Below are 20,937 nucleotides of genomic sequence, written 5' to 3'. Positions count from 1 at the left end.
GGATCGACCATGGCCAGCCCCCCGCGCAAACCCGCCACCCAACTGAAGGAAAGCGTTTTCCTGTGGGAAGGCAAAAACAAGGAAGGCAAGATCGTCCGCGGGGAAATGCGCGCCCCCAGCGAAACCGTGGTCAACGCCTCGCTGCGACGGCAAGCCATTCTGGTGACGAAAATCACCAAACAACGCTTCAAACGGGGTGGCAAGGTCACCGACAAGGACATCACCCTGTTCACCCGGCAGCTGGCGACGATGATGAAATCTGGCGTGCCGCTGCTCCAGTCCTTCGATATCGTCGGCCGGGGTCACTCCAATCCGGCCGTGGCCAAGTTACTGCTCGACATCAAGGCCGACGTGGAAACCGGCAGTTCCCTGTCCCAGGCTTTTCGCAAATACCCGCTGTATTTCGATCAGCTGTTCTGCAACCTGATCGCCGCCGGCGAGCAGGCCGGCATCCTGGAAACCTTGCTCGATCGCTTGGCGACCTACAAGGAAAAGATCTTGGCTATCAAGAGCAAGATCAAGTCCGCCCTGTTTTACCCGATCGCCGTAATCGTGGTCGCTTTCGTGATCACCGCCGTGATCATGATTTTCGTTATTCCGGCTTTCAAGGAAGTATTCAAGAGCTTTGGCGCCGACCTACCAGCCCCAACACTTATGGTCATGGCCATCTCCGACTTCTTCGTCGAGTATTGGTACGCGATATTCGGTTTGATCGGTGGGGGCATATACGCATTTTTTGCCGCATGGAAGCGCTCGGAGAAGGTGCAAATGGTAATGGACCGTTTCATGCTACGCCTGCCCATTTTTGGCAGCATCGTGCGTAAATCAGTCATCGCGCGCTGGACCCGCACCCTATCCACCATGTTTGCCGCCGGCGTTCCCCTCGTCGAATCCCTCGACTCGGTCGGCGGTGCGGCCGGGAACTACGTTTACAAGATTGCCACCAAGCAGATCCAGAACGAAGTCAGCACCGGTACCAGCCTCACCTCTTCCATGCAGAACACCAACCTGTTCCCCAACATGGCCATTCAAATGGTGGCCATTGGTGAAGAATCCGGCGCCCTGGACTCGATGCTCGGCAAGATCGCCGACTTCTTCGAGCAGGAAGTGGATGACGCCGTGGAAGCGCTGTCCAGCCTGATGGAACCGATGATCATGGTGATTCTCGGCGGCCTGATCGGCGGCATGGTGGTTGCCATGTACCTCCCCATCTTCAAATTGGGCTCGGTGGTTTAAGCCCCATGGACATCGCAACCTTCTTTACCCACGCCCCAACTGCCTGGATCGCATTCGCCACCGTTCTCGGCCTGCTCGTCGGCAGTTTCCTCAATGTCGTCATCCACCGCCTGCCCCTGATGATGGAACGGGACTGGCAGGTGCAATGTGCCGAGCTGCGCGGCGAAACCGCCCCCGAGCAGCCCTCCCTCACCCTGTCCAGCCCCCGTTCCCGCTGCCCGTCTTGCGGGCATGGCATCCACGCCTGGGAAAACATTCCCATAATCAGCTGGCTGCTGTTGCGCGGCAAATGCTCGGCCTGCGCCGCCCCCATTTCGATGCGCTACCCCCTGGTGGAGGCCTTGACCGGCCTGCTCACCGGTCTGGCTGCCTGGCATTTTGGCTTTACCGCCATGGCCGCCGGCGCCATCGTATTTACTTGGGCCCTCATCGCCCTGGCTGGAATCGACCTGGACACCCAGCTGCTTCCGGACTCCATCACGCTGCCGTTGCTCTGGCTGGGACTCGCCCTCGCCCTCTTTCCCGTGTTTGCCGACCTGCCCTCGGCCGTCATCGGCGCCATGGCCGGCTATCTGTCCCTCTGGAGCGTGTATTGGTTGTTCAAGCTGCTGACGGGCAAGGAAGGCATGGGCTACGGCGACTTCAAGCTGCTCGCCGCCCTGGGAGCCTGGATGGGCTGGCAGATGCTGCCCTTGGTCATCCTGCTGTCGTCGCTGGTGGGAGCCGTCGTCGGCATTGCCCTGATCCTGGGCGCCGGGCGTGGGCGCAGCGTCCCGATTCCGTTCGGCCCCTATCTGGCAGCCGCCGGATTGATCGCCCTGTACGCAGGAAAAGCACTCACCAACCACTACCTGGCCCTGGTTCTGTAGCGACACGCCCCCTTGAAAAGGGGTGTCGCGCCCTCATCTCACCCGCTGTGCTCGACAGGCCGAAGGCTTGTCGAGCCTTCAGCTATAATCCCCTGTTTTCCGGACCGGTCTTGCTGGGTAGTTGCCTATTCCGGTCCACGCTGGAGACCCTCATGCCTATCTATGAATACCGCTGCGACACCTGCGGGTTCCAGAAGGAATACCTGCAAAAAGTCAGCGACCCTCTGCTCACCACCTGCCCCGAGTGTGGCAAGGAAACGTTTTCCAAACTGCTCTCCGCCGCCGGCTTCCAACTCAAGGGCAGCGGCTGGTATGCCACCGACTTCAAAGGCGGCAGCAGTTGCTCCGCCGCCAAGAGCGACGGCCCGCCCCCCTGCCAGGGCGGCAGCGGATCCTGCCCGAGCGTCAGTTAAACCTGCCGCCTTCTCCGGCCAGCGGCCGCGCCCTCGCACCTCAAACACGCCACCCGAGCCTCAACACCGATGCGGTCTGGATTCTTCAAGCGCTATTTCATCACCGGCCTTCTGATCTGGGTGCCGCTGGCCATCACCGCCTGGGTGCTGAACCTGATTGTCGGCACCATGGACCAGTCCCTGCGGCTGCTCCCTGAATCGCTCCATCCGCAGAACCTGCTCGGCGTGAACGTACCCGGCGTAGGTGCCTTGATCACCCTGCTGGTGATCCTGCTCACCGGCGTGGCCGCGGCTAATTTCATTGGCCAGAAGCTGGTGCGCTGGTGGGAAGGGCTGCTCGCCCGCATCCCGGTGGTCAACTCCATCTACAAGGGTGTCAAGCAGATCTCCGACACCCTGTTCTCGCCCAACGGACAGGCCTTCCGCAAGGCCCTGCTAGTGCAGTATCCCCGCGAAGGTTCCTGGACCATCGCCTTCCAGACCGGCCAACCCGGCGGCGATGTGGCCAACCACCTGACCGGCGAATTCGTCAGCGTCTATGTCCCCACCACCCCCAACCCGACCTCGGGCTTCTTTCTGATGATGCCCCGGGCAGAGGTAGTGGAACTGGACATGACGGTGGACGACGCACTGAAGTACATCATCTCCATGGGCGTGGTCGCCCCGCCGGTTCCAGCGGCAACCGCCACCGCCAACACCCTCACCATCTCCCGCTCCGCCCAGGTCTGACCCGGGCGCTATCGCGGGCAGCCCCCTTTCACCAGCTCTCAAGTCATCATGCGTTCTCACTACTGCGGACAACTCAACGCCTCCCTCGAAGGCCAGATCGTCACCCTGTGCGGCTGGGCCCACCGTCGCCGTGACCACGGCGGCGTCATTTTCATCGACCTGCGCGACCGGGAGGGCATGGCCCAGGTGGTGTGCGATCCGGATCGCCCGGAAATGTTCGCCACCGCAGAGTCGGTGCGCAATGAGTTCTGCCTGAAGATCACCGGCAAGGTGCGCCTGCGCCCGGCCGGTACCGAGAACAAGAATCTGGCCTCCGGCGAGATCGAAATCCTCTGCCAGGAGATTGAGGTGCTGAACGCCTCGGTCACCCCGCCGTTCCAACTCGACGAGGACAACCTCTCCGAGAACGTGCGCCTGACCCACCGGGTGATCGACCTGCGCCGCCCGCAGATGCAGAAGAACCTGCTGCTGCGCTACGCCGTGGCCCGGGCCTTCCGCCGCTTCCTCGACGCCAACGGCTTCATCGACGTGGAAACCCCGATGCTCACCAAGAGCACCCCGGAAGGCGCCCGCGACTACCTGGTGCCCTCCCGCGTCCATGACGGCCAGTTCTTCGCCCTGCCTCAGTCGCCCCAGTTGTTCAAGCAGCTGCTGATGGTGGCTGGCTTCGACCGCTACTACCAGATCACCAAGTGCTTCCGCGACGAGGACCTGCGCGCCGACCGCCAGCCCGAGTTCACCCAGGTCGATATCGAGACCTCGTTCATGGGTGAAGCCGAGATCACCGCCCTGATGGAGCAGCTGATCCGCGTGGTGTTCAAGGAGGCCATGGACGTGGAACTGCCCAACCCGTTCCCGCGCATGACCTACGGCGAGGCCATGGCCCGCTTCGGTTCCGACAAGCCCGACCTGCGCGTCACCCTGGAACTGGTGGACGTCACCGACGCCGTCGCTGACGTGGCTTTCAAGGTCTTCTCCGGCCCGGCCACCTCCGGCGGCCGCGTCGCCGCCCTGCGCATCCCCGGCGGCAGCACCCTGACCCGCTCCGAGATCGACGCCTACACCCAATTCGTCGGCATCTACGGCGCCAAGGGGCTGGCCTACATCAAGGTGAACGACGCGGCCCAGCCCAACGAGGCCGGCCTCCAGTCGCCCATCGTCAAAAACCTGCACGAGCAGGCCTTGAAGACCATCCTGGAGCGCACCGGCGCCCAGAACGGCGATCTGATCTTCTTCGGCGCCGACAAGACCAAGGTGGTCAACGACGCCCTCGGCGCCCTGCGCATCAAGATCGGCCACGAGAAGGGCTACGTGAACGGCAAGGCCTGGGAACCCCTGTGGGTGGTGGACTTCCCCATGTTCGAGTACGACGAGGAAGACAAGCGCTGGACCGCCTGTCACCACCCGTTCACCGCCCCCAAGGACGAGCACCTCGAGTTCCTCACCAGCGATCCCGGCAAGTGCCTGGCCAAGGCCTACGACCTGGCCCTCAACGGCTGGGAAATCGGCGGCGGCTCGGTGCGTATCCACCGCGCCGACGTGCAGGAGAAGGTCTTTGCCGCCCTGGGCATCGACGAGGAAGAAGCCCAGCTCAAGTTCGGTTTCCTGCTCGACGCCCTCAAGTACGGCGCACCACCCCACGGCGGCCTGGCCTTCGGCCTGGACCGGATCGTCACAATGATGACCGGTGCCGAGTCGATCCGGGACGTGATCGCCTTCCCCAAGACCCAGCGCGCCCAGTGCCTGCTCACCAACGCTCCCTCGGCAGTGGACGAGAAGCAGCTGCGCGAGCTGCACATCCGCCTGCGCAACGTGGTCAAGGCCGAAGGCGCCGCCTAAGCCCTGCGCCAGCAGCCCCTCCCCTGGCGCGACTGCACAACGCAGCCGCGCCAGACAAGGACTTCCATGGCCGCCCTGTTTGCCCGCGCACTAAAAAGCGCCTCCGCCGCCCTGCTGACGGCCACCCTGTTGCTGGCCGGCGGAGCCCCCTCCCTGGCCGACGCCCGCGCCCCCCGGCCAGCGGAAACGAGCTTTCTCGGCGACACTATCGCCGTCGCTGAACTTCCTCCGGAAGGTCGGCGCACCTTGGCCGCCATCCAGGCCGGCGGCCCTTTCCCCTACGCCAAGGATGGCGCCGTTTTTGGTAATTTCGAAAAGCGCCTGCCCCGGCAGCCCCGTGGCTATTACCGGGAATACACGGTAGACACCCCCGGAGCACGCAATCGCGGTGCCCGCCGCATCATCGCCGGCGAAGGCCCGCGGCGCGACGTGCGTACGTCCGGCGAGTATTACTATTCGGACGATCACTACCGCAGTTTTCGCCTGATCCGCCACTAGGAGCCCCCGCGCTCCCTTTGCAAGACGCCCATGAGCCCGACCCAGCCCCCCCACGATGACACGGCCGCCCTGCCCGACGTGCACGAACCCAGTCTCGCCGACATTCTGCGCCGCTCCAATCTGAGTGGCGTGTATGCCCTGCCCTTTTCGGGACGTGGCGGTGTCGAGCACGCCGTGGCAGCTTGCGGACACCGACTGCTCGTGGCCGACTGCGAAGACAGCGAAGACGTGGGCATCGTCCTGGCCTTGCTCGGCCGGGACCTGCAACTCCCCGATTACTACGGCGCCAACTACGACGCCCTGGCCGACTGCCTGACCGACGAAGCCTGGGCGGCCCCGGCGGGGGGCGAGGTGGCCGGACAGGTCCTGGTCATAGCCGGTGCCGACCCGCTGAAAAGCGCCGATCCGGAAGGCTTCGACACCCTGTGTGCGGTTTTTTCTGCCGCCGCGGAGTTCTGGCGCGAGGCCGGAGTACCGTTCTGGGTGTTCTTCGACCTGCCGGCGGACGGGCTGGTGGACCTGCCCATCTTGCCCGCCTGAGCATCGCCCCATCCGTGCCCTACAAGGTCCCGGAATCGGTCCTGGTGGTGATCCACACCCCGGACCTGCACGTCCTGCTGATCGAGCGCGCCGCCCACCCGGGGTTCTGGCAATCGGTGACGGGCAGCCGTGAAGGCAATGAGCGGTCGATCGAAACGGCGTGCCGCGAGGTCGGCGAAGAAACCGGCATCACCGCTCCCCTCGACCGCCTCTGCGACTGGCGCCTGACCAACCGTTTCGCGATTTTTGCCGAGTGGCGCCACCGGTACGCCCCTGGCGTCACCCACAACCTCGAACACGTCTTCTCCCTGGAAGTCCCCGCGCCCCTGCCGGTCCGACTGGCGCCTGCCGAGCACCGGGACTTCCGCTGGCAGCCCTGGCGAGAGGCCGCCGCCGCCTGCTTCTCCTGGACCAACCGGGACGCCATCCTGATGCTGCCCGAAGTCGCCGGGTTACCGCACGCCTGAGCCCCCGCCCGGCGCATTGCCCCAGATCAAGGCCTGTCTCCCGGTGCCTTGCAAAGTCCGATCGGCCTTCTATACCGGAATGACCCCATGGCCATCATGGCCAAAGGGGGAGGCGTTTTCATTGTCATTTCACCGCTTGTTCAGGAGGACACCATGACCAACCTGCTCAGCCGTTTTTCCACGCCGCGCACCACCGCCGCAGCAGGCCTGCCGGACCCCTTCGAGGATCTGTTCAAGGGCTTTTTCGTCCGTCCGGTGGAGTTTCCCAACCAGCCCGCCGCCCCGACCATGCGCATGGATGTGAAGGAAAGCGATGGCGCCTACCAGGTCCACGCCGAACTGCCCGGGGTCAAGAAAGAAGACATCCAGGTCACCATCGACGGCAATACCCTGTCGATCTCCGCGGAAGTAAAGCAGGAGAAGGAAGAAAAAGAGGGCGAGCAGGTGCTGCGCTCCGAACGCTATTTCGGCAAGGTTTCACGCTCGGTGCAACTGGCCCACGAAATTGACGAGGGTGCGGCCACCGCCCGTTTCAGCGATGGCGTGCTGGAACTGGCCCTGCCCAAGCGCCAGGGCAGTTCATCCAAGCGACTGACCATTGCCTGAGGGACGGGCAGCCCACCACCCGGCCGGCCTGCGGGCCGGCTTTTTCTTTCGCTGACGCGGCGGGTAGAATTCGCGGGCTTCGATTACCGGAACCCGCCATGACCAGCACCGCCCAACCGTCGCTCCCCGCCTTCAAGGCCGCCATCCTGGCCGAGGCCCTGCCCTACATCCGCAAATTCCACGGCAAGACCATCGTGGTCAAGTACGGCGGCAACGCCATGACCGACGAGAAGCTCAAACAGTGCTTCGCCCGGGACGTAGTGCTGCTCAAGCTGGTGGGCCTGAACGTGATCGTCGTCCATGGCGGCGGCCCCCAGATCGAAAACCTGCTCGGCCGGGTCGGCAAGAAGGGAGAGTTCATCCAGGGCATGCGCGTCACCGACGCCGAGACCATGGAGATCGTCGAAATGGTGCTGGGCGGCCAGGTGAACAAGGACGTGGTAAACCTGATCAACCAGGCCGGCGGCAAGGCCGTGGGCCTGACCGGCAAGGACGGCGGCTTCATCCGCGCCAAGAAACTGATGCTGCCCAACAAGGACAACCCGGACGCCCCGATCGATGTGGGCCAGGTGGGCGATATCACCCAGATCGACCCGTCCCTGATCAGCTTCCTCGACCAGGGCCAGTTCATTCCGGTGATCGCCCCCATCGGCGTCGGCGAAGATGGCGAGTCCTACAACATCAACGCTGACGTGGTGGCGGGCAAGCTGGCCGAAATCCTCAAGGCGGAGAAGCTGGTGCTGCTGACTAACACCCCCGGGGTGCTGGACAAGGAAGGCAACCTGCTCACCGGCCTGACCCCCAAGCAGATCGACGACCTGGTGGAGGACGGTACCCTTTCCGGCGGCATGCTGCCCAAGATCGGCTCGGCCCTGGACGCGGCACGCAACGGGGTGAAGAGCGTGCACATCATCGACGGCCGGGTAGAGCACGCCCTGCTCCTGGAAATCCTCACCGACCACGGCGTCGGCACCATGATCAAGAACCGCTGACCTCCCCGGCAGTTACGCATTGCGCGTCATCCCAAGCCCGGCCCATGGCCGGGCTTTCTTTTTGCCTACGGGCAAGGGAAATCCCCTCTTCGTAAAATTACGAATAGTCAAATCAATAGCTCGCTACGTAATTTCCACAATACCTGCACCAAACCAGGGCACGTATGGTGGCCGGGCCCTGCCGCAGCGACCGAAGAGACGCCGGTGGGCTGCCGTACCCCAACCCCAAAACAAACAGAGAGAGGAGACTTCATGTCCCGCACCACGTCCGTACACCGCCCGTCCCGCCTCAAGCAACTGGGCTTCCTCATCCCCCTGGCCTTCCTCAGCGCCAGCGCCCTGGCCCAGGGTCCGGTCAACGTGCACGGCAAGGAGAAGATCGGCACCGTCCAGCAGGTCTACGATGGCGCCCTGTTCCCGGATGTCCAGGTCAACACCTTCCGCAACATCGACCGCCTGTTCTCCACCCGCACCGTCAAGCACGGCACCAAGGTCTATCCCCTGCCCGCCGCCGACAAGCCCCTGGGCAACTTCAAGTTCACCTCCAACGGCAAGGACTACGACCTCTACGACTACGTCTCCCTCAACCGGGTGAGCGGCCTGCTGGTGATCAAGGACGGCAAGGTAGCCTTCGAGAACTACCAGCTGGGCAACAGCGACAAGACCCGCTGGATGTCCATGTCGGTGGTCAAGTCGATCACCGCCACCCTGGTCGGTGCCGCCATCAAGGACGGCTACATCAAGAGCATCGACGACCCGGTCACCCGCTACCTGCCCCAGCTGGCCGGCAGCGCCTACGACGGCGTGACCGTGCGCAACCTGCTGCAGATGGCCTCCGGGGTGAAGTGGAACGAGACCTACACCGACCCCAATTCCGACCGTCGCCACATGCTCGAAGTGCAGAACAGCCAAAAGCCCGGCGGCGTGCTCGAACTGATGGCCAAGCTGCCCCGCGCCGCCGAGCCCGGCACCCGCTGGAACTACAGCACCGGCGAGACCCACGTGGCCGGCGCCCTGGTGCGCGCCGCCGTCGGCAAGCCGGTGGCCCAGTACCTGTCCGAGAAGATCTGGAGCAAGTTCGGCATGGAATCCGACGCCACCTGGTGGCTCGAATCCCCCAACGGCCTGGAAGTGGGCGGCAGCGGCCTGTCCGCCACCCTGCGCGACTACGGCCGTTTCGGCCTGTTCCTGATGGGCGGCGGCAAGGCCGGCGGCGAGCAGGTCCTGCCCGACGGCTGGGTCCAGGAAGCGGGCAGCCCGAAGATGGTGGACGGCAAGCAGGTGAACTACGGCTACATGCTGTGGCCGATCCCGAACGCCGCCGGCACCATCAACGAAGGCGCCTTCGAGGCCCGCGGCATCTTCGGCCAGCACATCTACATGAACCCCAAGGAAAACGTGGTCGTCGTGGTGTGGAGCGCCCTGCCCAAGCCCACCGGCAAGGCCACCGTCGGCGACAACGACTTCTTCGCCGCCGTCAGCCAGGCACTGCGCTAAGCAGTGCGGCCGGAATCGGGCACCTCCGCTTCCGGCCAGTCCCCCTGCTCCTGCGCCCCCAGCGCCTTGCGCCCGGGGCGCAGCCGTTTCGGCCGCCGGAGTAGAATCGGCCCATGGTTCCGCCTTCCCCACTCCGCCCCGCCAAGGTCTGGCTGTTCGACCTGGACAACACGCTGCACAACGCCAGCCCCCACATCTTCCCCCACATCAACGCTTCGATGACGGCCTACATGCAGCAGCACCTGGGCCTGGACGAGAGCGAGGCCAACCGGCTGCGCCAGCACTACTGGGAGCGCTATGGCGCCACCCTGCTCGGGCTGATACGCCACCACGGCACCGACCCGCACCACTTCCTCTGGCACACCCATCAGTTTCCCGACCTGGCGCGCATGGTGGTCGTGGAAAAGCAGTTGAAGAGCGCCCTGGAACGCCTGCCCGGTCGCAAGGTGCTGTTTTCAAACGCGCCGCGCCATTACACCGACGCCATCCTCGATCTGACCGGCATCGCCCCTTATTTCGACGCTGTCTACACCGTCGAGCGACTGCGCTTCCAGCCCAAGCCGATGATGGGCGGCTTTGTCCGCCTGCTGCGCAGCGAGCGGCTCGACCCGCGCCGCTGCATCATGGTCGAGGACAGCCTGGCCAACCTGCGCACCGCCAAACGCCTGGGCATGCGCACCGTGTGGGTGAGCGCCAGCTCGCGCCAGCCGCCTTACGTGGACGCCACCGTGCGCTCCGCCTGCGACCTGCCGCGGATCATGGCGGGCGCCGCCGGGCGGCTATAATCGTCATAAACGGGATGCGGCACGCCACCGCCACCCCGGCCAAAGATCACTCAGGGACTTCACTCATGGCTACCAAACCCGGGGAGCGCCGCCTGCAGATCCTGCAGACCCTGGCGGAAATGCTGGAAACGCCCAAGGGCGAAAAGATCACCACCGCCGCCCTGGCGGCCCGGCTGGATTGCTCCGAGGCCGCCCTGTACCGGCACTTCGCCAGCAAGGCCCAGATGTTCGAAGGACTGATCGAGTTCATCGAGGCCAGCCTGTTCGGGGTGATCAACCAGATCGGTACCGAGGAAGCCCGGGGCCTCGCGCAGGTGGAGCAGATCCTCGCCCTGCTCCTGCGCTTCGCCCAGAAGAACCGGGGTATGACCCGGGTGCTGGTGGGAGACGCCCTGGTCAACGAGAACGAGCGCCTGCAAGCCCGCATCAACGCCCTGCACGACAAGGTCGAGGCCGCCTTCAAGCAGGCCCTGCGCATCGCCGCCACCCAGGGCGAGGTCGGCGCCAGCGCCGATGTGGCGGCCCTGGCCAACCTGCTGCTGTGCTTTGCCGTGGGCCGCTGGGAACAGTACGCCAAGAGCGGCTTCACCCGGGAGCCCCTGGCCCAGTGGGCCAGCCAGTGGCCGCTGCTGCAGGTGGCCTGCCTGGCCACCGCCGCTGCGGCCGAGCCGGCCTGAACGACGCAGGCGCTGACGCCCCCTCCCAACCCCGCCGTCGTAACCCCTAGTATCCACGCCACTCTCCAGGGCATGCCCTCGGAGAGGCGCAAAAACAAAGGGTCTTGGCGCATACCGCGCCAAGACCCTTTATTCATGCGGGGTTTGGGACACCCCCTAAAACAGTTTCAGCCTTTCAGCCAGGTAGCGGCGTCCAGGGCGAAGTAGGTGAGAATGCCGTCGGCGCCGGCCCGCTTGAACGACAGCAGCGCCTCCAGCACGCAGGCCTGCTCGTTCAACCAGCCGTTCTGGATGGCAGCGCGCAGCATGGCGTACTCACCGCTCACCTGGTAGGCGTAGGTGGGCACGCCGAACTCGTCCTTCACCCGGCGCACGATGTCCAGGTAGGGCATGCCGGGCTTGACCATCACCATGTCGGCGCCCTCGTCCAGGTCCTGGGCCACCTCGCGCAGGGCCTCGTCGGAATTGCCCGGGTCCATTTGATAGGTGTACTTGTTGCTCTTGCCCAGGTTGGCGGCGGACCCCACCGCGTCGCGGAACGGGCCGTAGAAGGCCGAGGCGTACTTGGCCGAGTAGGCCAGAATGCGGGTGTGGATGTGTTGCCGGGCGTCCAGGGCGGCACGGATGGCGCCGATGCGACCGTCCATCATGTCGGAAGGGGCCACCACGTCGGCACCGGCCTCGGCGTGGCAAAGGGCCTGCTTGACCAGCACCGCGATGGTTTCGTCGTTCATCACGTAGCCACGCGGATCGTTCGGAGCGATCAGCCCGTCCTGGCCGTGGCTGGTGTAGGGGTCCAGGGCCACGTCGGTGATGATGCCGAGTTCGGGGAATTCCTTCTTCAGGGTGCGCACCACGGTAGGCACCAGACCCTCCGGGTTGTAGGCCTCCTCGGCCAGCTCGCTCTTGCCCGCCTGGCCGATCACCGGAAACAGGGCCAGGGCGGGCACGCCCAAGTTGAGGGCCTTTTCGGCGGTCTTCAGCAGCAGATCGAGGCTTTCGCGCTCGATCCCGGGCATGGACGCCACGGCTTCGCGGCGGTTGCTGCCTTCGAGGACGAACACCGGATAGATCAGGTCATCGGCGGTGAGCACCGATTCGCGCATCAGGCGGCGGGAAAAATCGTCGCGGCGCATGCGGCGCATCCGGGTAGTGGGATAACGCCCAAGCAGACTGCTCATAACGACTCCTGCAAACAATTTCGAAAAAATTAACGAAACCCGGGAACTAAACGGAAGGGCGCGAACTCTACGTCAGCAGATGGTTCTCACCGTCTCCCGCTTTACCTCCCTGAGCGGGTGCCTTAATCACATTAAGGCATTTCACCCCCGGTTCCCCCTTATCCGGGGGTTTTTTTTGCCGAGGGCAGACTCACCCGTCCCGCTGCCGAGCGCCGCATCTCCGCGGACACGACGCCGGCCCCGCTCACTCGTCCGGAGACGATTTATCCGCTGCCGGCCGGGGATTGCGTTTGACCTTGTTGATCTTGTCCAGGCGGCGCTTCTCGGCGGCGGCGGCCGCTTCCTTCTTGGCCTCGGCGGCAGCGCGCACTTCCTCGGGATCGATGCCCAGCCAGGGGGCCAGCACCGCTTCCGCCTCCTCGATACCGGTCTTCTTCAGGCTGGAGAACAGCTGCACCGTCACCCGGTCGCCCCAGGCCTTGGCCGCCTCGCGGGTCACCCGCAGGGACTTGGACTGCTCGGCCCGGGTCAGCTTGTCGGCCTTCGACAGCATGATGTGCACCGGCTTGCCGGTGGGGGCGAACCAGTCGAGCATGTGCCGATCGAGCTCGGTGAACGGATGGCGGCTGTCCATGATGATCACCAGCCCGGCCAGCTGCTCGCGCCGCGCCAGGTAGGGCCCCATCAACCGATCCCACTGGGCGCGGATCTCTTCCGGCGCCTTGGCGAAGCCATAGCCCGGCAGGTCCACCAGATACTTGCCCGGTGCCAGAGTGAAGTAATTGAGGTGCTGGGTGCGGCCCGGCGTCTTGGAGACGTAGGCCAGGCGCGTATGGTTGGCCAGGGTGTTGATGGCCGACGACTTTCCCGCATTGGACCGCCCGGCGAAGGCCACTTCCCGCTCGGCATCGAGGGGAAGATCAGCCAGATTGGCCACGGTGGTGAGGAAAACCGCCTTTTGGAACAAAGGCATGATGCTCGCCCAGAAAAAAGCAAAGTGCTATAGAATAACAGGTTTGCAAAATCCTCGATTTGCAGCCTGTTCCAGGGCCTTTGTCCAACATTTTCCGGCCTGTTTCCAGCGCTGTAGCCACGATTTCTTACGCCAATTTCGCCAGTTTCAAAATCAAGGAGTCCGGACATGAAGCGTCTCTCGGCGCTGGTGCTTTTGTTTGTCGCCAGCATTTCCTCCGTCGCGGCCAATGAAGCAGCAAAACCCAAGGCCGACCCGGCCAAGGCCAAGCCCATCGTCGAAGGCGTCTGCGTCGCCTGCCACGGCGCCGATGGCAACAGCCCGGCTTCTGCCAACCCGAACCTGGCCGGTCAGCACCCGGACTACCTCTACAAGCAGCTGACCAACTTCAAGGCTGCCGAAGGCAAGCCGGCTGCCCGTAACAACCCGATCATGGGGGGCATGGTCGCCGCCCTGTCCGACGAGGACATGCGCAACCTGGCGGCCTACTTCGGCGAACAAAAGCTCAAGCCCCAGGTGGCCAAGGACGACGCTCCGGTACTCGCCCTGGGCAAGAAGCTGTGGCGTGCCGGCGACATCAACCGCGGCATTCCGGCCTGTGCCGGCTGCCACGGCGCCACCGGTGCCGGCCTGCCTGCCCAGTACCCGCGCCTGGGTGGCCAGTACGCCGATTACACCGCTGCGCAGCTGAAGGCCTTCCGTGCCGAAGAGCGCAACAACGATGCCGAAGCCGTGATGCGCACCATCGCCGGCAAGCTGTCGGACAAGGAAATCGCCGCGGTTTCCGAATACGCCGCCGGCCTGCGTTAAGCACCGCAGAAAACGCGACGGTCGCCTCCCACGGGGCCGACCGCCTGCAGCAAAAGGGCAGCCTCGGCTGCCCTTTTTTCATGGCGCTGGCCGATCGCCCCCCGCAGCATGACGGCGCTATCGCGCTGGAATTATCCGCAACCCGCTTGGTCTAACGGGTGCTTCCCGGCCCTCGCCGCGAGTGCCGGGTACATGCCGACTTTGCTGCCTTTACGGAGGAGACAGGATGAAAACCATCGCCCGTCTGCTGCACCAGCACCCGCACAGGATCATCAGCACCACGCCGGACGCATCGGTGTTCGAAGCCTTGGCCAAGCTGGCCGAATTCGAGATCGGCGCCCTGCCGGTGCTCGAAGGAGGCCGCCTGGTGGGCATCTTTTCCGAACGCGACTACGCCCGCAAGGTGATCCTCCACGGCAAGACCTCCCGTGAAACCCCGGTGCGGGAAATCATGACCAGCCGGGTGATCTACATCCCGCCGACCATGACCGTGGAAGAAGGCCTGGCTCTGATGACCGACAAGCGCATCCGCCACCTGCCGGTGATGGAAGGCGGCGAGTTGATCGGGCTGGTCTCGATCGGTGACCTGGTCAAGGCCAAGATTTCCGAGCAGGAATTCATCATCGATCAGCTGGAGCGCTACATCACCCGCTGACGCCCCCCGCACGGATGGACCGCGGTTACGTCACCCTTCGAAGGAAGTGCGGGGGCGCCCGGGGCTACCGCCGTGCCGGTCCGAGCCCGTGATGCGGGTAGCCGCCTGCGGGCTACGCCGTCTTCCCCGCGCGGCCGGTCCAGCTCAACCCCGCCCTTAGCGGCCCCGGGCAGGCGCTGCGGCCTGCTCCGCCAGGCGGGTCAGGTCGGCCAGCTCTGCGGCGGAAAACCCGGCGGCCAGCCGGGCTTGGGTATTGAACGGCGGCTTGATCTTGGGTGCGCCATATTCCCCGAGCAGGCGCAGGTAGGTCGCTTCCGCCGGCAGGCCGGCCTGAGCGCACAGGTAGCGGAACCAGCGGTCGCCCAAGGCGACATGCCCCACCTCGTCGCGCAGGATCACCTCCAGGGCCGCCACCGTGCCCGCATCGCCCGCGCGACGAAAGCGCTCCAGGATCGGCGGCGTGGCATCCAGGCCGCGGGCTTCCATCAGCCGCGGCACCAGGGCCATGCGCGCCAACGGATCGGCGGCGGTCTTCACCGCCAGCTCCCATAGGCCGTTGTGGGCTGGAAAATCGCCGTAGTCGTAACCCAGTTCGGCCAGGCGCGCCCGGATCAGGCCGAAGTGCAGGGCCTCTTCCGCCGCCACCTGCAACCAGCCGCCGTAGTAGTCGGCGGGCAGGCCGCGAAAGCGGAACACCGCATCCAGCGCCAGGTTGATGGCGTTGAACTCGATATGGGCCACGGCGTGGAGCATGGCGCCGCGCCCTTCCCGGGTGCCCACGCCGCGCAACGGCACCTGGGCAGGGGGTACCAGCGCCGGGCGCGGCGGCCGCCCAGGCACGGGCAGGGCGATCACCGGCACGGCCGCATCGTCGTCCCGCAGCACCGCCACGCCGCCGGCCTGCCAGTCCGCCCACAGGGCGGTGGCGGCGGCGCACTTGGCGTCCGGATCGGGTTCGCGCAACGCCGCCAGGGTGCGGGCAAACAGCCCCATGGCGGGAGAACAGGTGGGCGATGCCGGCGTAATGGCATCACGTTCCGTTACAAGTCGGTCGGTCATGGCGGGATATTTTAAGCCTCCCCGCTGTCAGGAAATACGCCCCTGCAACGACTCACGGGCAGCGACGACCGACTCCGGTTGTCCCGCGCCATTCTGAGCCTTCCCGCGAGACTGTCATGTCCATTCTGATTCGCCGTCCTGCCGACGTCCTTCCGTCGGAAATCACCTCCCCCGCCACCTTTGCCCGCCGCCGCGAACTGCTCGCCGCCCTGGGCCTGGGTGCTGCCGGCGCGGCCCTGAGCGGACTCGGCCTGCCCGGCCGCGCCCTGGCCGCCAGCGTGGAGCGCGGCGGCAACGGCTTCCCCCCGGTGGCCAAGGCCGCGCCGGGCAGCCCCTGGTTCAGCGACGAGGCCCTCACGCCCAAGAGCACCATCACCAGTTACGGCAACTTCTACGAATACGGCGTGGACAAGACCGACCCGGGCAAGTACGCCCCGGGCCTGCTCAAGACCCGCCCCTGGACCGTGGCGGTGGAGGGCGAGGTGCTCAAGCCACGCACCTTCGCCATCGACGACCTGCTCAAGCTCGCCCCCCTGGAAGAGCGCATCTACCGGCTGCGCTGCGTCGAGGGCTGGAGCATGGTGGTGCCTTGGGTCGGTTTCCCTCTGGCCGAACTCATCAAGAAGGTGGAGCCCACGGGCAACGCCAAGTTCGTCGAATTCGTCACCCTGGCCGACCCGGTACAGATGCCCGGGGTGCGCTCCCCCCTGCTCGACTGGCCCTACGTGGAAGGTCTGCGCCTGGACGAAGCCCGCCACCCCCTGACCCTGCTCGGCCTGGGCCTCTATGGCGAGGCCCTGCCGGCCCAGAACGGCGCCCCGGTACGCCTGGTGGTACCCTGGAAGTACGGCTTCAAGAGCGCCAAGTCGATCGTCAAGATCCGTTTCGTGCGCGAGCAGCCCACCTCCACCTGGACCCGGGCGGCCCCCTCCGAATACGGCTTCTACTCCAACGTCAATCCGGAGGTCGCCCATCCGCGCTGGAGCCAGAAGAGCGAGCGGCGCCTGGGTGAATTCCGCCGCCGCCCCACCCTGCCCTTCAACGGCTACGCCGACCAGGTGGCCAGCCTGTACGCCGGCATGGACCTGAAAAAGAATTTCTGAGCATGCACCCATCCCCAGCCACCCCGCGCCGCGCCGCACCGATCCCCCTGCCCCCGTACACCCCGGGGCGGGGAATGCTCGCCACGATCAAGATCGTCTTGTTCGCCGTCTGCCTCATCCCGGCCCTGCGCCTGGCCACCGCCTTTCTCGGCGACGGCCTGGGCCCCAATCCGATCGAGGAACTGCAAAAAGCCCTGGGCTTCTGGACCTTGACCTTCCTGTGGATCACCCTGGCGGTGACGCCGCTGCGCCAGCTCACCGGCCAGCACTGGCTGGTGCGGCTACGCCGCATGCTCGGGCTGTTTGCCTTCTTCTACGGCTGCCTGCACTTTGCCAACTGGCTCGGGCTGGACATGGGCTTCGATACGGAGCTGATCCTGGACGACCTGACCGAGCGCCCCTTCGCCGTGCTCGGCTTCGTCACCCTGCTGTTGATGGCGCCCCTGGCGGCCACTTCCAGCAACCGGGCGATCAAGCTGCTCGGCGGCAAGCGCTGGCAGGCGCTGCACCGGTTGGTGTATGCGGTGGCCATCCTGGGCATGGCCCATTACCTGTGGGGGGTGAAGAAGATCGCCCTGACCACGCCGCTGATCTTTGCCGCCCTGCTGGTGGTGCTGCTCGGTTACCGGGCCTGGGACCGGGCGCGACGCTACACCCCGGCCGGCCGGGGCGAGGCGCCGGGCGAAATGCCGCGGGTGGTACCGACAGTGACGGTGCAGCCGGTGCGCTTCATGGAACGGCCCAAGTAGGCCGGCGCTCCTGGCCACGGCCAGGCGTTCGCAACGACTCGCAACAAAAAGGGCGCCCTGCGGCGCCCTTGTTCATTTCAGCGAGCCCCCCGCCGGGCGCTCCATGAAGCGCACGATCGAGCGCCCATCGTCGGTCTTTTTGCGCTCCGCCTTCCAGGCATGGCCGTAGACCACCTCCACCGTGGCCGGCAGGCGACCGTCGGCCAGGCGCGGATAGGCGTCGGCCAGGCGCTGCCAGTGACGGGCCGTGGTCAGGCCACGGCGCCGGTCGGCCAGGGCGCAGGTGCTGCCCAGCCCCTTCAGTTCGCCGAGCAATCCCGCCAGGTCGGCGTAGGTCAGGGTGAGGGTTTCCATGTCCATCACCGGGTCGGCGAAACCGGCGCTGACCAGCATGTCGCCCAGGTCGTGCATGTCGATGAAGGGCTGGGTCAGGGTGGGCATGCCCGCCGCCGCACCGGCGCGGCGCAACTCGCGCAGGGTATCCGGGCCCAGGGTGGCGAACATCCACAGCCCGCCCACTTCCAGCACCCGGGCGGTTTCGGCGATGGCCGGGCGCGGGTCGGCCAAGTCGGCGAGGAGTAGGTTGGACCACACCAGCCCGGTTGAATTGGCTGCCAGGGGCAGCCGCCCGGCCAGGGCCGCTGCCCGGAGAGGCGCGCCAGTGCTTGATCTCCCGAGCATACCCTTGGAGAGGCGCGCCAGTCGTGCCGTTAGCGAGGGGGGCTCTGGAGAACGGCCAGCCATGAGCATTTCCGGGCAGGCGTCCAAACCGAGCACTGCCGCTTGCGGGTAGCGGGCCTGGAGCATGGCCAGGTCGGCGCCGGTGCCGCAGCCCAGGTCCACCACCCGGGTCGGGGCGATGGTGACGTAGTCGAGCCGCTCGGCCATGCGCGCGGCGATCTCCCGGGGCAGGAAGGCGTGGGTGTCGTAGCCCGCCGCCGCCCGGGCCTGGGCGCGGCGCTGGCGGGCGGTGTCGAAAACGGGAAAGCCGCCAGCGGTGCTGGCGGCTTTCGGCGCGCGGGGGGCGTGGCCGGCGGGCAAGGGGTCAGACGCCCTTCAGGCCCAGCTTGGCGAACAGTGCGTCGTCCCGGCCGGTGTCCGGGTTGCCGGTAGTGAGCAGCTGGTCGCCGTAGAAGATCGAGTTGGCGCCGGCCAGGTAGCACAGGGCCTGCAGCTCTTCGCTCATCTCGCGGCGGCCGGCGGACAGGCGCACGAAGGAGGTGGGCATGGTGATGCGGGCGGCGGCGATGGTGCGCACGAACTCGATGCCGTCCACCGACTTGGCGTTGGCCATGGGAGTGCCGGGCACTGCCACCAGGTTATTGATGGGCACCGATTCCGGCGCCGGCGACAGGTTGGCCAGCTGGGCGATCAGGCCGGCCCGGTTGCGCCGGGTCTCGCCCATGCCGACGATGCCGCCGGAGCAGACGTGGATGCCGGCGTCGCGCACCTTGTCCAGGGTGTCGAGACGGTCGCCGTGGGTGTGGGACTTGATCACCTGGCCGTAGAACTCCTTGTCGGTATCCAGGTTGTGGTTGTAGTAGTCGAGACCGGCCTCGGCCAGTTGGGCAGCCTGGCCTTCCTTGAGCATGCCCAGGGTGACGCAGGTTTGCAGGCCCAGGGATTTGACCGCCTTGACCATCTCCACCACCGAATCCAGGTCCTTGTCCTTGGGGCCGCGCCAGGCGGCGCCCATGCAGAAGCGGGAGGCGCCGGCATCCTTGGCGGCCTTGGCCGCGGCCACCACTTCCTCCAGGGGCATCATCCGGTCCGGGCCGGTCTTGGCGTCCACGTGGGTCTCGTAGCGGGCCGACTGGGAACAGTAGCCGCAATCCTCGGAGCAGCCGCCGGTCTTCACCGACAACAGGGTGGAACGCTGGATGGCGTTGGGGTCGAAGTGTTCGCGATGCACCTGGGCCGCCCGGAACACCAGATCCATGAAGGGCAGGTCGAAGAGGGCCAGCACGGCATCCACCGTCCAGGGGGTGGAAGCAACGGCGGCGGCCGGGGCGGCGCGTTCGGCAACGGAGGTGAGCATGACGGTCGATCCAGAGAAGAGGGGCACTGCCGGCAGGCGCAAACCTGCATCCGTACGCCCGAAAAAACGAAAGCCCCGCGTGGTCACGCCCGGATCATGCCGGGCTGCAGGCTGCGGAGCCGTCTGTAATTATGAATAATCGGCGATTTCCCGAAGGGTGTCAATTTTACCCAAACCCGCCGAAAACCTCAGCCCCACGGCACCGGCCAGGCGACAAAACCCCTTTTGCAATAAGGATTTGACGAGCGCATAGTGGCGCAACACGGCGACGGCCCCATCCGCCGCCGGCGCCAGCCCAGGGACTGCCCAACCGCCATGCCCATCCGCCTCCCCTCCCCCCGCGCCGCCCTGGAGCTGCTGCTCGACGCAGTCCTGCCCCACGACTGCCCGCTCTGTGGCGCCGGCCTGGCCGCCGTCCCCGGCAAACAGCCAACCGCCCTCTGCCCCGGCTGCCAGGCCGACCTGCCCCGCCTGGCCGAGGCGCGCTGCCCGGTGTGCGCCATGCCGGCGGCCGACAACCAAGTCTGCGGCGACTGCCTGCGCCACTCCCCGGGATTCGACACCACCTTCGCGGTATGGCCTTACGCCTATCCGGTTAACGGCCTGATCCAGGCCCTCAAGTACGGCGGACGCCTCGACCTGGCGACGCCCCTGGCCCATGCCCTGCACGACCAGGTGTGTCACCCCGCGGTGCAGCCCCGCTGGCCCCGCAGCGGTTGGGACGTGGTGGTGCCCGTGCCGCTGCACGGCGAGCGGCTGCGCCAGCGCGGCTACAACCAGGCCCAGGAACTGGCGCGCCCCCTGGCCCGCCTGCTTTGCTGCCCGCTCTGGGACGACGCCCTGCACCGGGTGCGCGCCACCCCGGCCCAGGCGGGGGAAAGCCGGGAAGAACGACTCAAGGGGGTGCGCACCGCCTTCGTTGCGGCGGAGAAGGTGGCCGAACTGCGGGTGTTGCTGGTCGATGACGTGATGACCACCGGCGCCACAGCGGACGCCTGCGCCCACGCCCTCAAGGTGGCCGGCGTGGCGGCGGTGGGGGTGGCCGTGGTGGCACGCACCCTGCGAGATTGAACGTCAGGGACGCCCCCGTGGAGAGTGGCGTGAATAGGCGATCTTCAGGCACGCTGCCCGGAAAGCCGCGCCAGACGCCGATCTTCACGACCCCATCGCTGCATGCGAGTAGTGGCGCGAGGTTCCAGCCTACGGGGTGCACCAACCCCG

23 protein-coding genes are annotated in these 20,937 nt (G+C 66.1%); 18 read left to right on the top strand and 5 right to left on the bottom strand.

Annotated features, from left to right (window positions below):
• Window positions 1-9 precede the first annotated feature (9 nt).
• From OTERR_RS02725 to slmA, 13 genes are all read left to right on the top strand, one after another.
• Entirely contained in the window at window positions 10-1,236 is a 1,227-nt protein-coding gene (locus tag OTERR_RS02725) for a type II secretion system F family protein (protein ID WP_149424783.1), read from the top strand.
• Window positions 1,237-1,241: 5 nt separating this feature from the next.
• Window positions 1,242-2,105, top strand: coding sequence for a prepilin peptidase (locus OTERR_RS02720; protein WP_149424782.1), 864 nt, complete (start codon window positions 1,242-1,244; stop codon window positions 2,103-2,105).
• A 152-nt stretch (window positions 2,106-2,257) separates the two neighbouring features.
• Window positions 2,258-2,518: an FmdB family zinc ribbon protein gene (locus OTERR_RS02715; protein WP_054620053.1), complete on the top strand. Its 261-nt coding sequence runs from the start codon at window positions 2,258-2,260 to the stop codon at window positions 2,516-2,518.
• A gap of 69 nt (window positions 2,519-2,587) precedes the next feature.
• The gene (locus OTERR_RS02710; RefSeq protein ID WP_149424781.1) at window positions 2,588-3,247 is read left to right on the top strand and encodes a DUF502 domain-containing protein; all 660 of its coding nucleotides are present in this window, start codon (window positions 2,588-2,590) and stop codon (window positions 3,245-3,247) included.
• 48 nt (window positions 3,248-3,295) lie between these two features.
• Complete coding sequence (aspS, locus tag OTERR_RS02705; protein ID WP_149424780.1) at window positions 3,296-5,086, top strand: aspartate--tRNA ligase; 1,791 nt, start codon at window positions 3,296-3,298, stop codon at window positions 5,084-5,086.
• 66 nt (window positions 5,087-5,152) lie between these two features.
• Window positions 5,153-5,584, top strand: a complete 432-nt coding sequence (locus OTERR_RS02700) for a guanyl-specific ribonuclease (RefSeq protein WP_082396550.1) — start codon at window positions 5,153-5,155, stop codon at window positions 5,582-5,584.
• A 30-nt stretch (window positions 5,585-5,614) separates the two neighbouring features.
• Window positions 5,615-6,124, top strand: a complete 510-nt coding sequence (locus tag OTERR_RS02695; protein ID WP_149424779.1) for a barstar family protein — start codon at window positions 5,615-5,617, stop codon at window positions 6,122-6,124.
• 14 nt (window positions 6,125-6,138) lie between these two features.
• Entirely contained in the window at window positions 6,139-6,591 is a 453-nt protein-coding gene (nudB, locus tag OTERR_RS02690; protein WP_223115988.1) for a dihydroneopterin triphosphate diphosphatase, read from the top strand.
• Between the two features lie 153 nt (window positions 6,592-6,744).
• Window positions 6,745-7,197: an Hsp20/alpha crystallin family protein gene (locus OTERR_RS02685; RefSeq protein WP_054620167.1), complete on the top strand. Its 453-nt coding sequence runs from the start codon at window positions 6,745-6,747 to the stop codon at window positions 7,195-7,197.
• Window positions 7,198-7,295: 98 nt separating this feature from the next.
• The gene (gene argB / locus OTERR_RS02680; protein WP_054620056.1) at window positions 7,296-8,189 is read left to right on the top strand and encodes an acetylglutamate kinase; all 894 of its coding nucleotides are present in this window, start codon (window positions 7,296-7,298) and stop codon (window positions 8,187-8,189) included.
• Between the two features lie 252 nt (window positions 8,190-8,441).
• Entirely contained in the window at window positions 8,442-9,686 is a 1,245-nt protein-coding gene (locus tag OTERR_RS02675; protein WP_149424778.1) for a serine hydrolase domain-containing protein, read from the top strand.
• 113 nt (window positions 9,687-9,799) lie between these two features.
• Window positions 9,800-10,471: a pyrimidine 5'-nucleotidase gene (locus OTERR_RS02670; protein WP_149424777.1), complete on the top strand. Its 672-nt coding sequence runs from the start codon at window positions 9,800-9,802 to the stop codon at window positions 10,469-10,471.
• A 65-nt stretch (window positions 10,472-10,536) separates the two neighbouring features.
• Window positions 10,537-11,148 carry a nucleoid occlusion factor SlmA gene (gene slmA, locus OTERR_RS02665; protein ID WP_149424776.1) on the top strand — a complete coding sequence of 204 codons (612 nt, stop codon included), beginning with the start codon at window positions 10,537-10,539 and terminating at the stop codon, window positions 11,146-11,148.
• A gap of 167 nt (window positions 11,149-11,315) precedes the next feature.
• On the opposite strand, the gene hemB is transcribed toward slmA, so the two are convergent.
• Entirely contained in the window at window positions 11,316-12,329 is a 1,014-nt protein-coding gene (gene hemB, locus OTERR_RS02660; RefSeq protein WP_149424775.1) for a porphobilinogen synthase, read from the bottom strand.
• A gap of 244 nt (window positions 12,330-12,573) precedes the next feature.
• Window positions 12,574-13,302 carry a ribosome biogenesis GTP-binding protein YihA/YsxC gene (gene yihA, locus OTERR_RS02655; RefSeq protein WP_149424774.1) on the bottom strand — a complete coding sequence of 243 codons (729 nt, stop codon included), beginning with the start codon at window positions 13,300-13,302 and terminating at the stop codon, window positions 12,574-12,576.
• A 168-nt stretch (window positions 13,303-13,470) separates the two neighbouring features.
• Here yihA and OTERR_RS02650 point away from each other — a divergent pair, with 168 nt between their 5' ends.
• Window positions 13,471-14,112, top strand: a complete 642-nt coding sequence (locus tag OTERR_RS02650) for a c-type cytochrome (RefSeq protein WP_054620061.1) — start codon at window positions 13,471-13,473, stop codon at window positions 14,110-14,112.
• Window positions 14,113-14,338: 226 nt separating this feature from the next.
• Window positions 14,339-14,767 (top strand): CBS domain-containing protein, encoded by a 429-nt coding sequence (locus OTERR_RS02645; RefSeq protein WP_054620062.1) that lies wholly within the window; start codon window positions 14,339-14,341, stop codon window positions 14,765-14,767.
• A gap of 156 nt (window positions 14,768-14,923) precedes the next feature.
• Here OTERR_RS02645 and OTERR_RS02640 read toward each other — a convergent pair whose 3' ends face one another.
• A complete protein-coding gene (locus tag OTERR_RS02640) occupies window positions 14,924-15,826 on the bottom strand; it encodes a ferritin-like domain-containing protein (RefSeq protein ID WP_246154287.1) in 903 nt (300 codons plus the stop codon).
• 122 nt (window positions 15,827-15,948) lie between these two features.
• On the opposite strand from OTERR_RS02640, the gene msrP reads away from it, so the two are divergent.
• Both msrP and OTERR_RS02630 read left to right on the top strand, forming a co-directional pair.
• A complete protein-coding gene (gene msrP / locus OTERR_RS02635) occupies window positions 15,949-16,929 on the top strand; it encodes a protein-methionine-sulfoxide reductase catalytic subunit MsrP (RefSeq protein WP_223116032.1) in 981 nt (326 codons plus the stop codon).
• A 2-nt stretch (window positions 16,930-16,931) separates the two neighbouring features.
• A complete protein-coding gene (locus OTERR_RS02630; RefSeq protein ID WP_223115987.1) occupies window positions 16,932-17,678 on the top strand; it encodes a protein-methionine-sulfoxide reductase heme-binding subunit MsrQ in 747 nt (248 codons plus the stop codon).
• Between the two features lie 72 nt (window positions 17,679-17,750).
• On the opposite strand, the gene OTERR_RS02625 is transcribed toward OTERR_RS02630, so the two are convergent.
• Together OTERR_RS02625 and bioB are read right to left on the bottom strand one after the other, a co-directional pair.
• Window positions 17,751-18,719 (bottom strand): methyltransferase domain-containing protein, encoded by a 969-nt coding sequence (locus tag OTERR_RS02625; RefSeq protein WP_246154284.1) that lies wholly within the window; start codon window positions 18,717-18,719, stop codon window positions 17,751-17,753.
• Window positions 18,720-18,723: 4 nt separating this feature from the next.
• Window positions 18,724-19,716: a biotin synthase BioB gene (gene bioB, locus OTERR_RS02620; protein WP_149424773.1), complete on the bottom strand. Its 993-nt coding sequence runs from the start codon at window positions 19,714-19,716 to the stop codon at window positions 18,724-18,726.
• Window positions 19,717-20,031: 315 nt separating this feature from the next.
• Here bioB and OTERR_RS02615 point away from each other — a divergent pair, with 315 nt between their 5' ends.
• Window positions 20,032-20,787, top strand: a complete 756-nt coding sequence (locus OTERR_RS02615) for a ComF family protein (RefSeq protein WP_149424772.1) — start codon at window positions 20,032-20,034, stop codon at window positions 20,785-20,787.
• The last annotated feature ends 150 nt before the right edge of the window (window positions 20,788-20,937 follow it).

The sequence above is a fragment of the Oryzomicrobium terrae genome (assembly GCF_008274805.1).
Taxonomy (GTDB): domain Bacteria; phylum Pseudomonadota; class Gammaproteobacteria; order Burkholderiales; family Rhodocyclaceae; genus Oryzomicrobium; species Oryzomicrobium terrae.
This window is presented reverse-complemented; position numbering and strand designations above follow the sequence as displayed.

What these genes read in the sequence shown, in the direction of transcription:
- OTERR_RS02725 (WP_149424783.1), top strand. Translation starts at nt 10, where the DNA reads ATGGCCAGCCCCCCGCGCAAACCCGCCACCCAACTGAAGGAAAGCGTT.
- OTERR_RS02720 (WP_149424782.1), top strand. Translation starts at nt 1,242, where the DNA reads ATGGACATCGCAACCTTCTTTACCCACGCCCCAACTGCCTGGATCGCA.
- OTERR_RS02715 (WP_054620053.1), top strand. Translation starts at nt 2,258, where the DNA reads ATGCCTATCTATGAATACCGCTGCGACACCTGCGGGTTCCAGAAGGAA.
- OTERR_RS02710 (WP_149424781.1), top strand. Translation starts at nt 2,588, where the DNA reads ATGCGGTCTGGATTCTTCAAGCGCTATTTCATCACCGGCCTTCTGATC.
- aspS (WP_149424780.1), top strand. Translation starts at nt 3,296, where the DNA reads ATGCGTTCTCACTACTGCGGACAACTCAACGCCTCCCTCGAAGGCCAG.
- OTERR_RS02700 (WP_082396550.1), top strand. Translation starts at nt 5,153, where the DNA reads ATGGCCGCCCTGTTTGCCCGCGCACTAAAAAGCGCCTCCGCCGCCCTG.
- OTERR_RS02695 (WP_149424779.1), top strand. Translation starts at nt 5,615, where the DNA reads ATGAGCCCGACCCAGCCCCCCCACGATGACACGGCCGCCCTGCCCGAC.
- OTERR_RS02685 (WP_054620167.1), top strand. Translation starts at nt 6,745, where the DNA reads ATGACCAACCTGCTCAGCCGTTTTTCCACGCCGCGCACCACCGCCGCA.
- argB (WP_054620056.1), top strand. Translation starts at nt 7,296, where the DNA reads ATGACCAGCACCGCCCAACCGTCGCTCCCCGCCTTCAAGGCCGCCATC.
- OTERR_RS02675 (WP_149424778.1), top strand. Translation starts at nt 8,442, where the DNA reads ATGTCCCGCACCACGTCCGTACACCGCCCGTCCCGCCTCAAGCAACTG.
- OTERR_RS02670 (WP_149424777.1), top strand. Translation starts at nt 9,800, where the DNA reads ATGGTTCCGCCTTCCCCACTCCGCCCCGCCAAGGTCTGGCTGTTCGAC.
- slmA (WP_149424776.1), top strand. Translation starts at nt 10,537, where the DNA reads ATGGCTACCAAACCCGGGGAGCGCCGCCTGCAGATCCTGCAGACCCTG.
- hemB (WP_149424775.1), bottom strand. Translation starts at nt 12,329, where the DNA reads ATGAGCAGTCTGCTTGGGCGTTATCCCACTACCCGGATGCGCCGCATG.
- yihA (WP_149424774.1), bottom strand. Translation starts at nt 13,302, where the DNA reads ATGCCTTTGTTCCAAAAGGCGGTTTTCCTCACCACCGTGGCCAATCTG.
- OTERR_RS02650 (WP_054620061.1), top strand. Translation starts at nt 13,471, where the DNA reads ATGAAGCGTCTCTCGGCGCTGGTGCTTTTGTTTGTCGCCAGCATTTCC.
- OTERR_RS02645 (WP_054620062.1), top strand. Translation starts at nt 14,339, where the DNA reads ATGAAAACCATCGCCCGTCTGCTGCACCAGCACCCGCACAGGATCATC.
- OTERR_RS02640 (WP_246154287.1), bottom strand. Translation starts at nt 15,826, where the DNA reads ATGACCGACCGACTTGTAACGGAACGTGATGCCATTACGCCGGCATCG.
- OTERR_RS02630 (WP_223115987.1), top strand. Translation starts at nt 16,932, where the DNA reads ATGCACCCATCCCCAGCCACCCCGCGCCGCGCCGCACCGATCCCCCTG.
- bioB (WP_149424773.1), bottom strand. Translation starts at nt 19,716, where the DNA reads ATGCTCACCTCCGTTGCCGAACGCGCCGCCCCGGCCGCCGCCGTTGCT.
- OTERR_RS02615 (WP_149424772.1), top strand. Translation starts at nt 20,032, where the DNA reads ATGCCCATCCGCCTCCCCTCCCCCCGCGCCGCCCTGGAGCTGCTGCTC.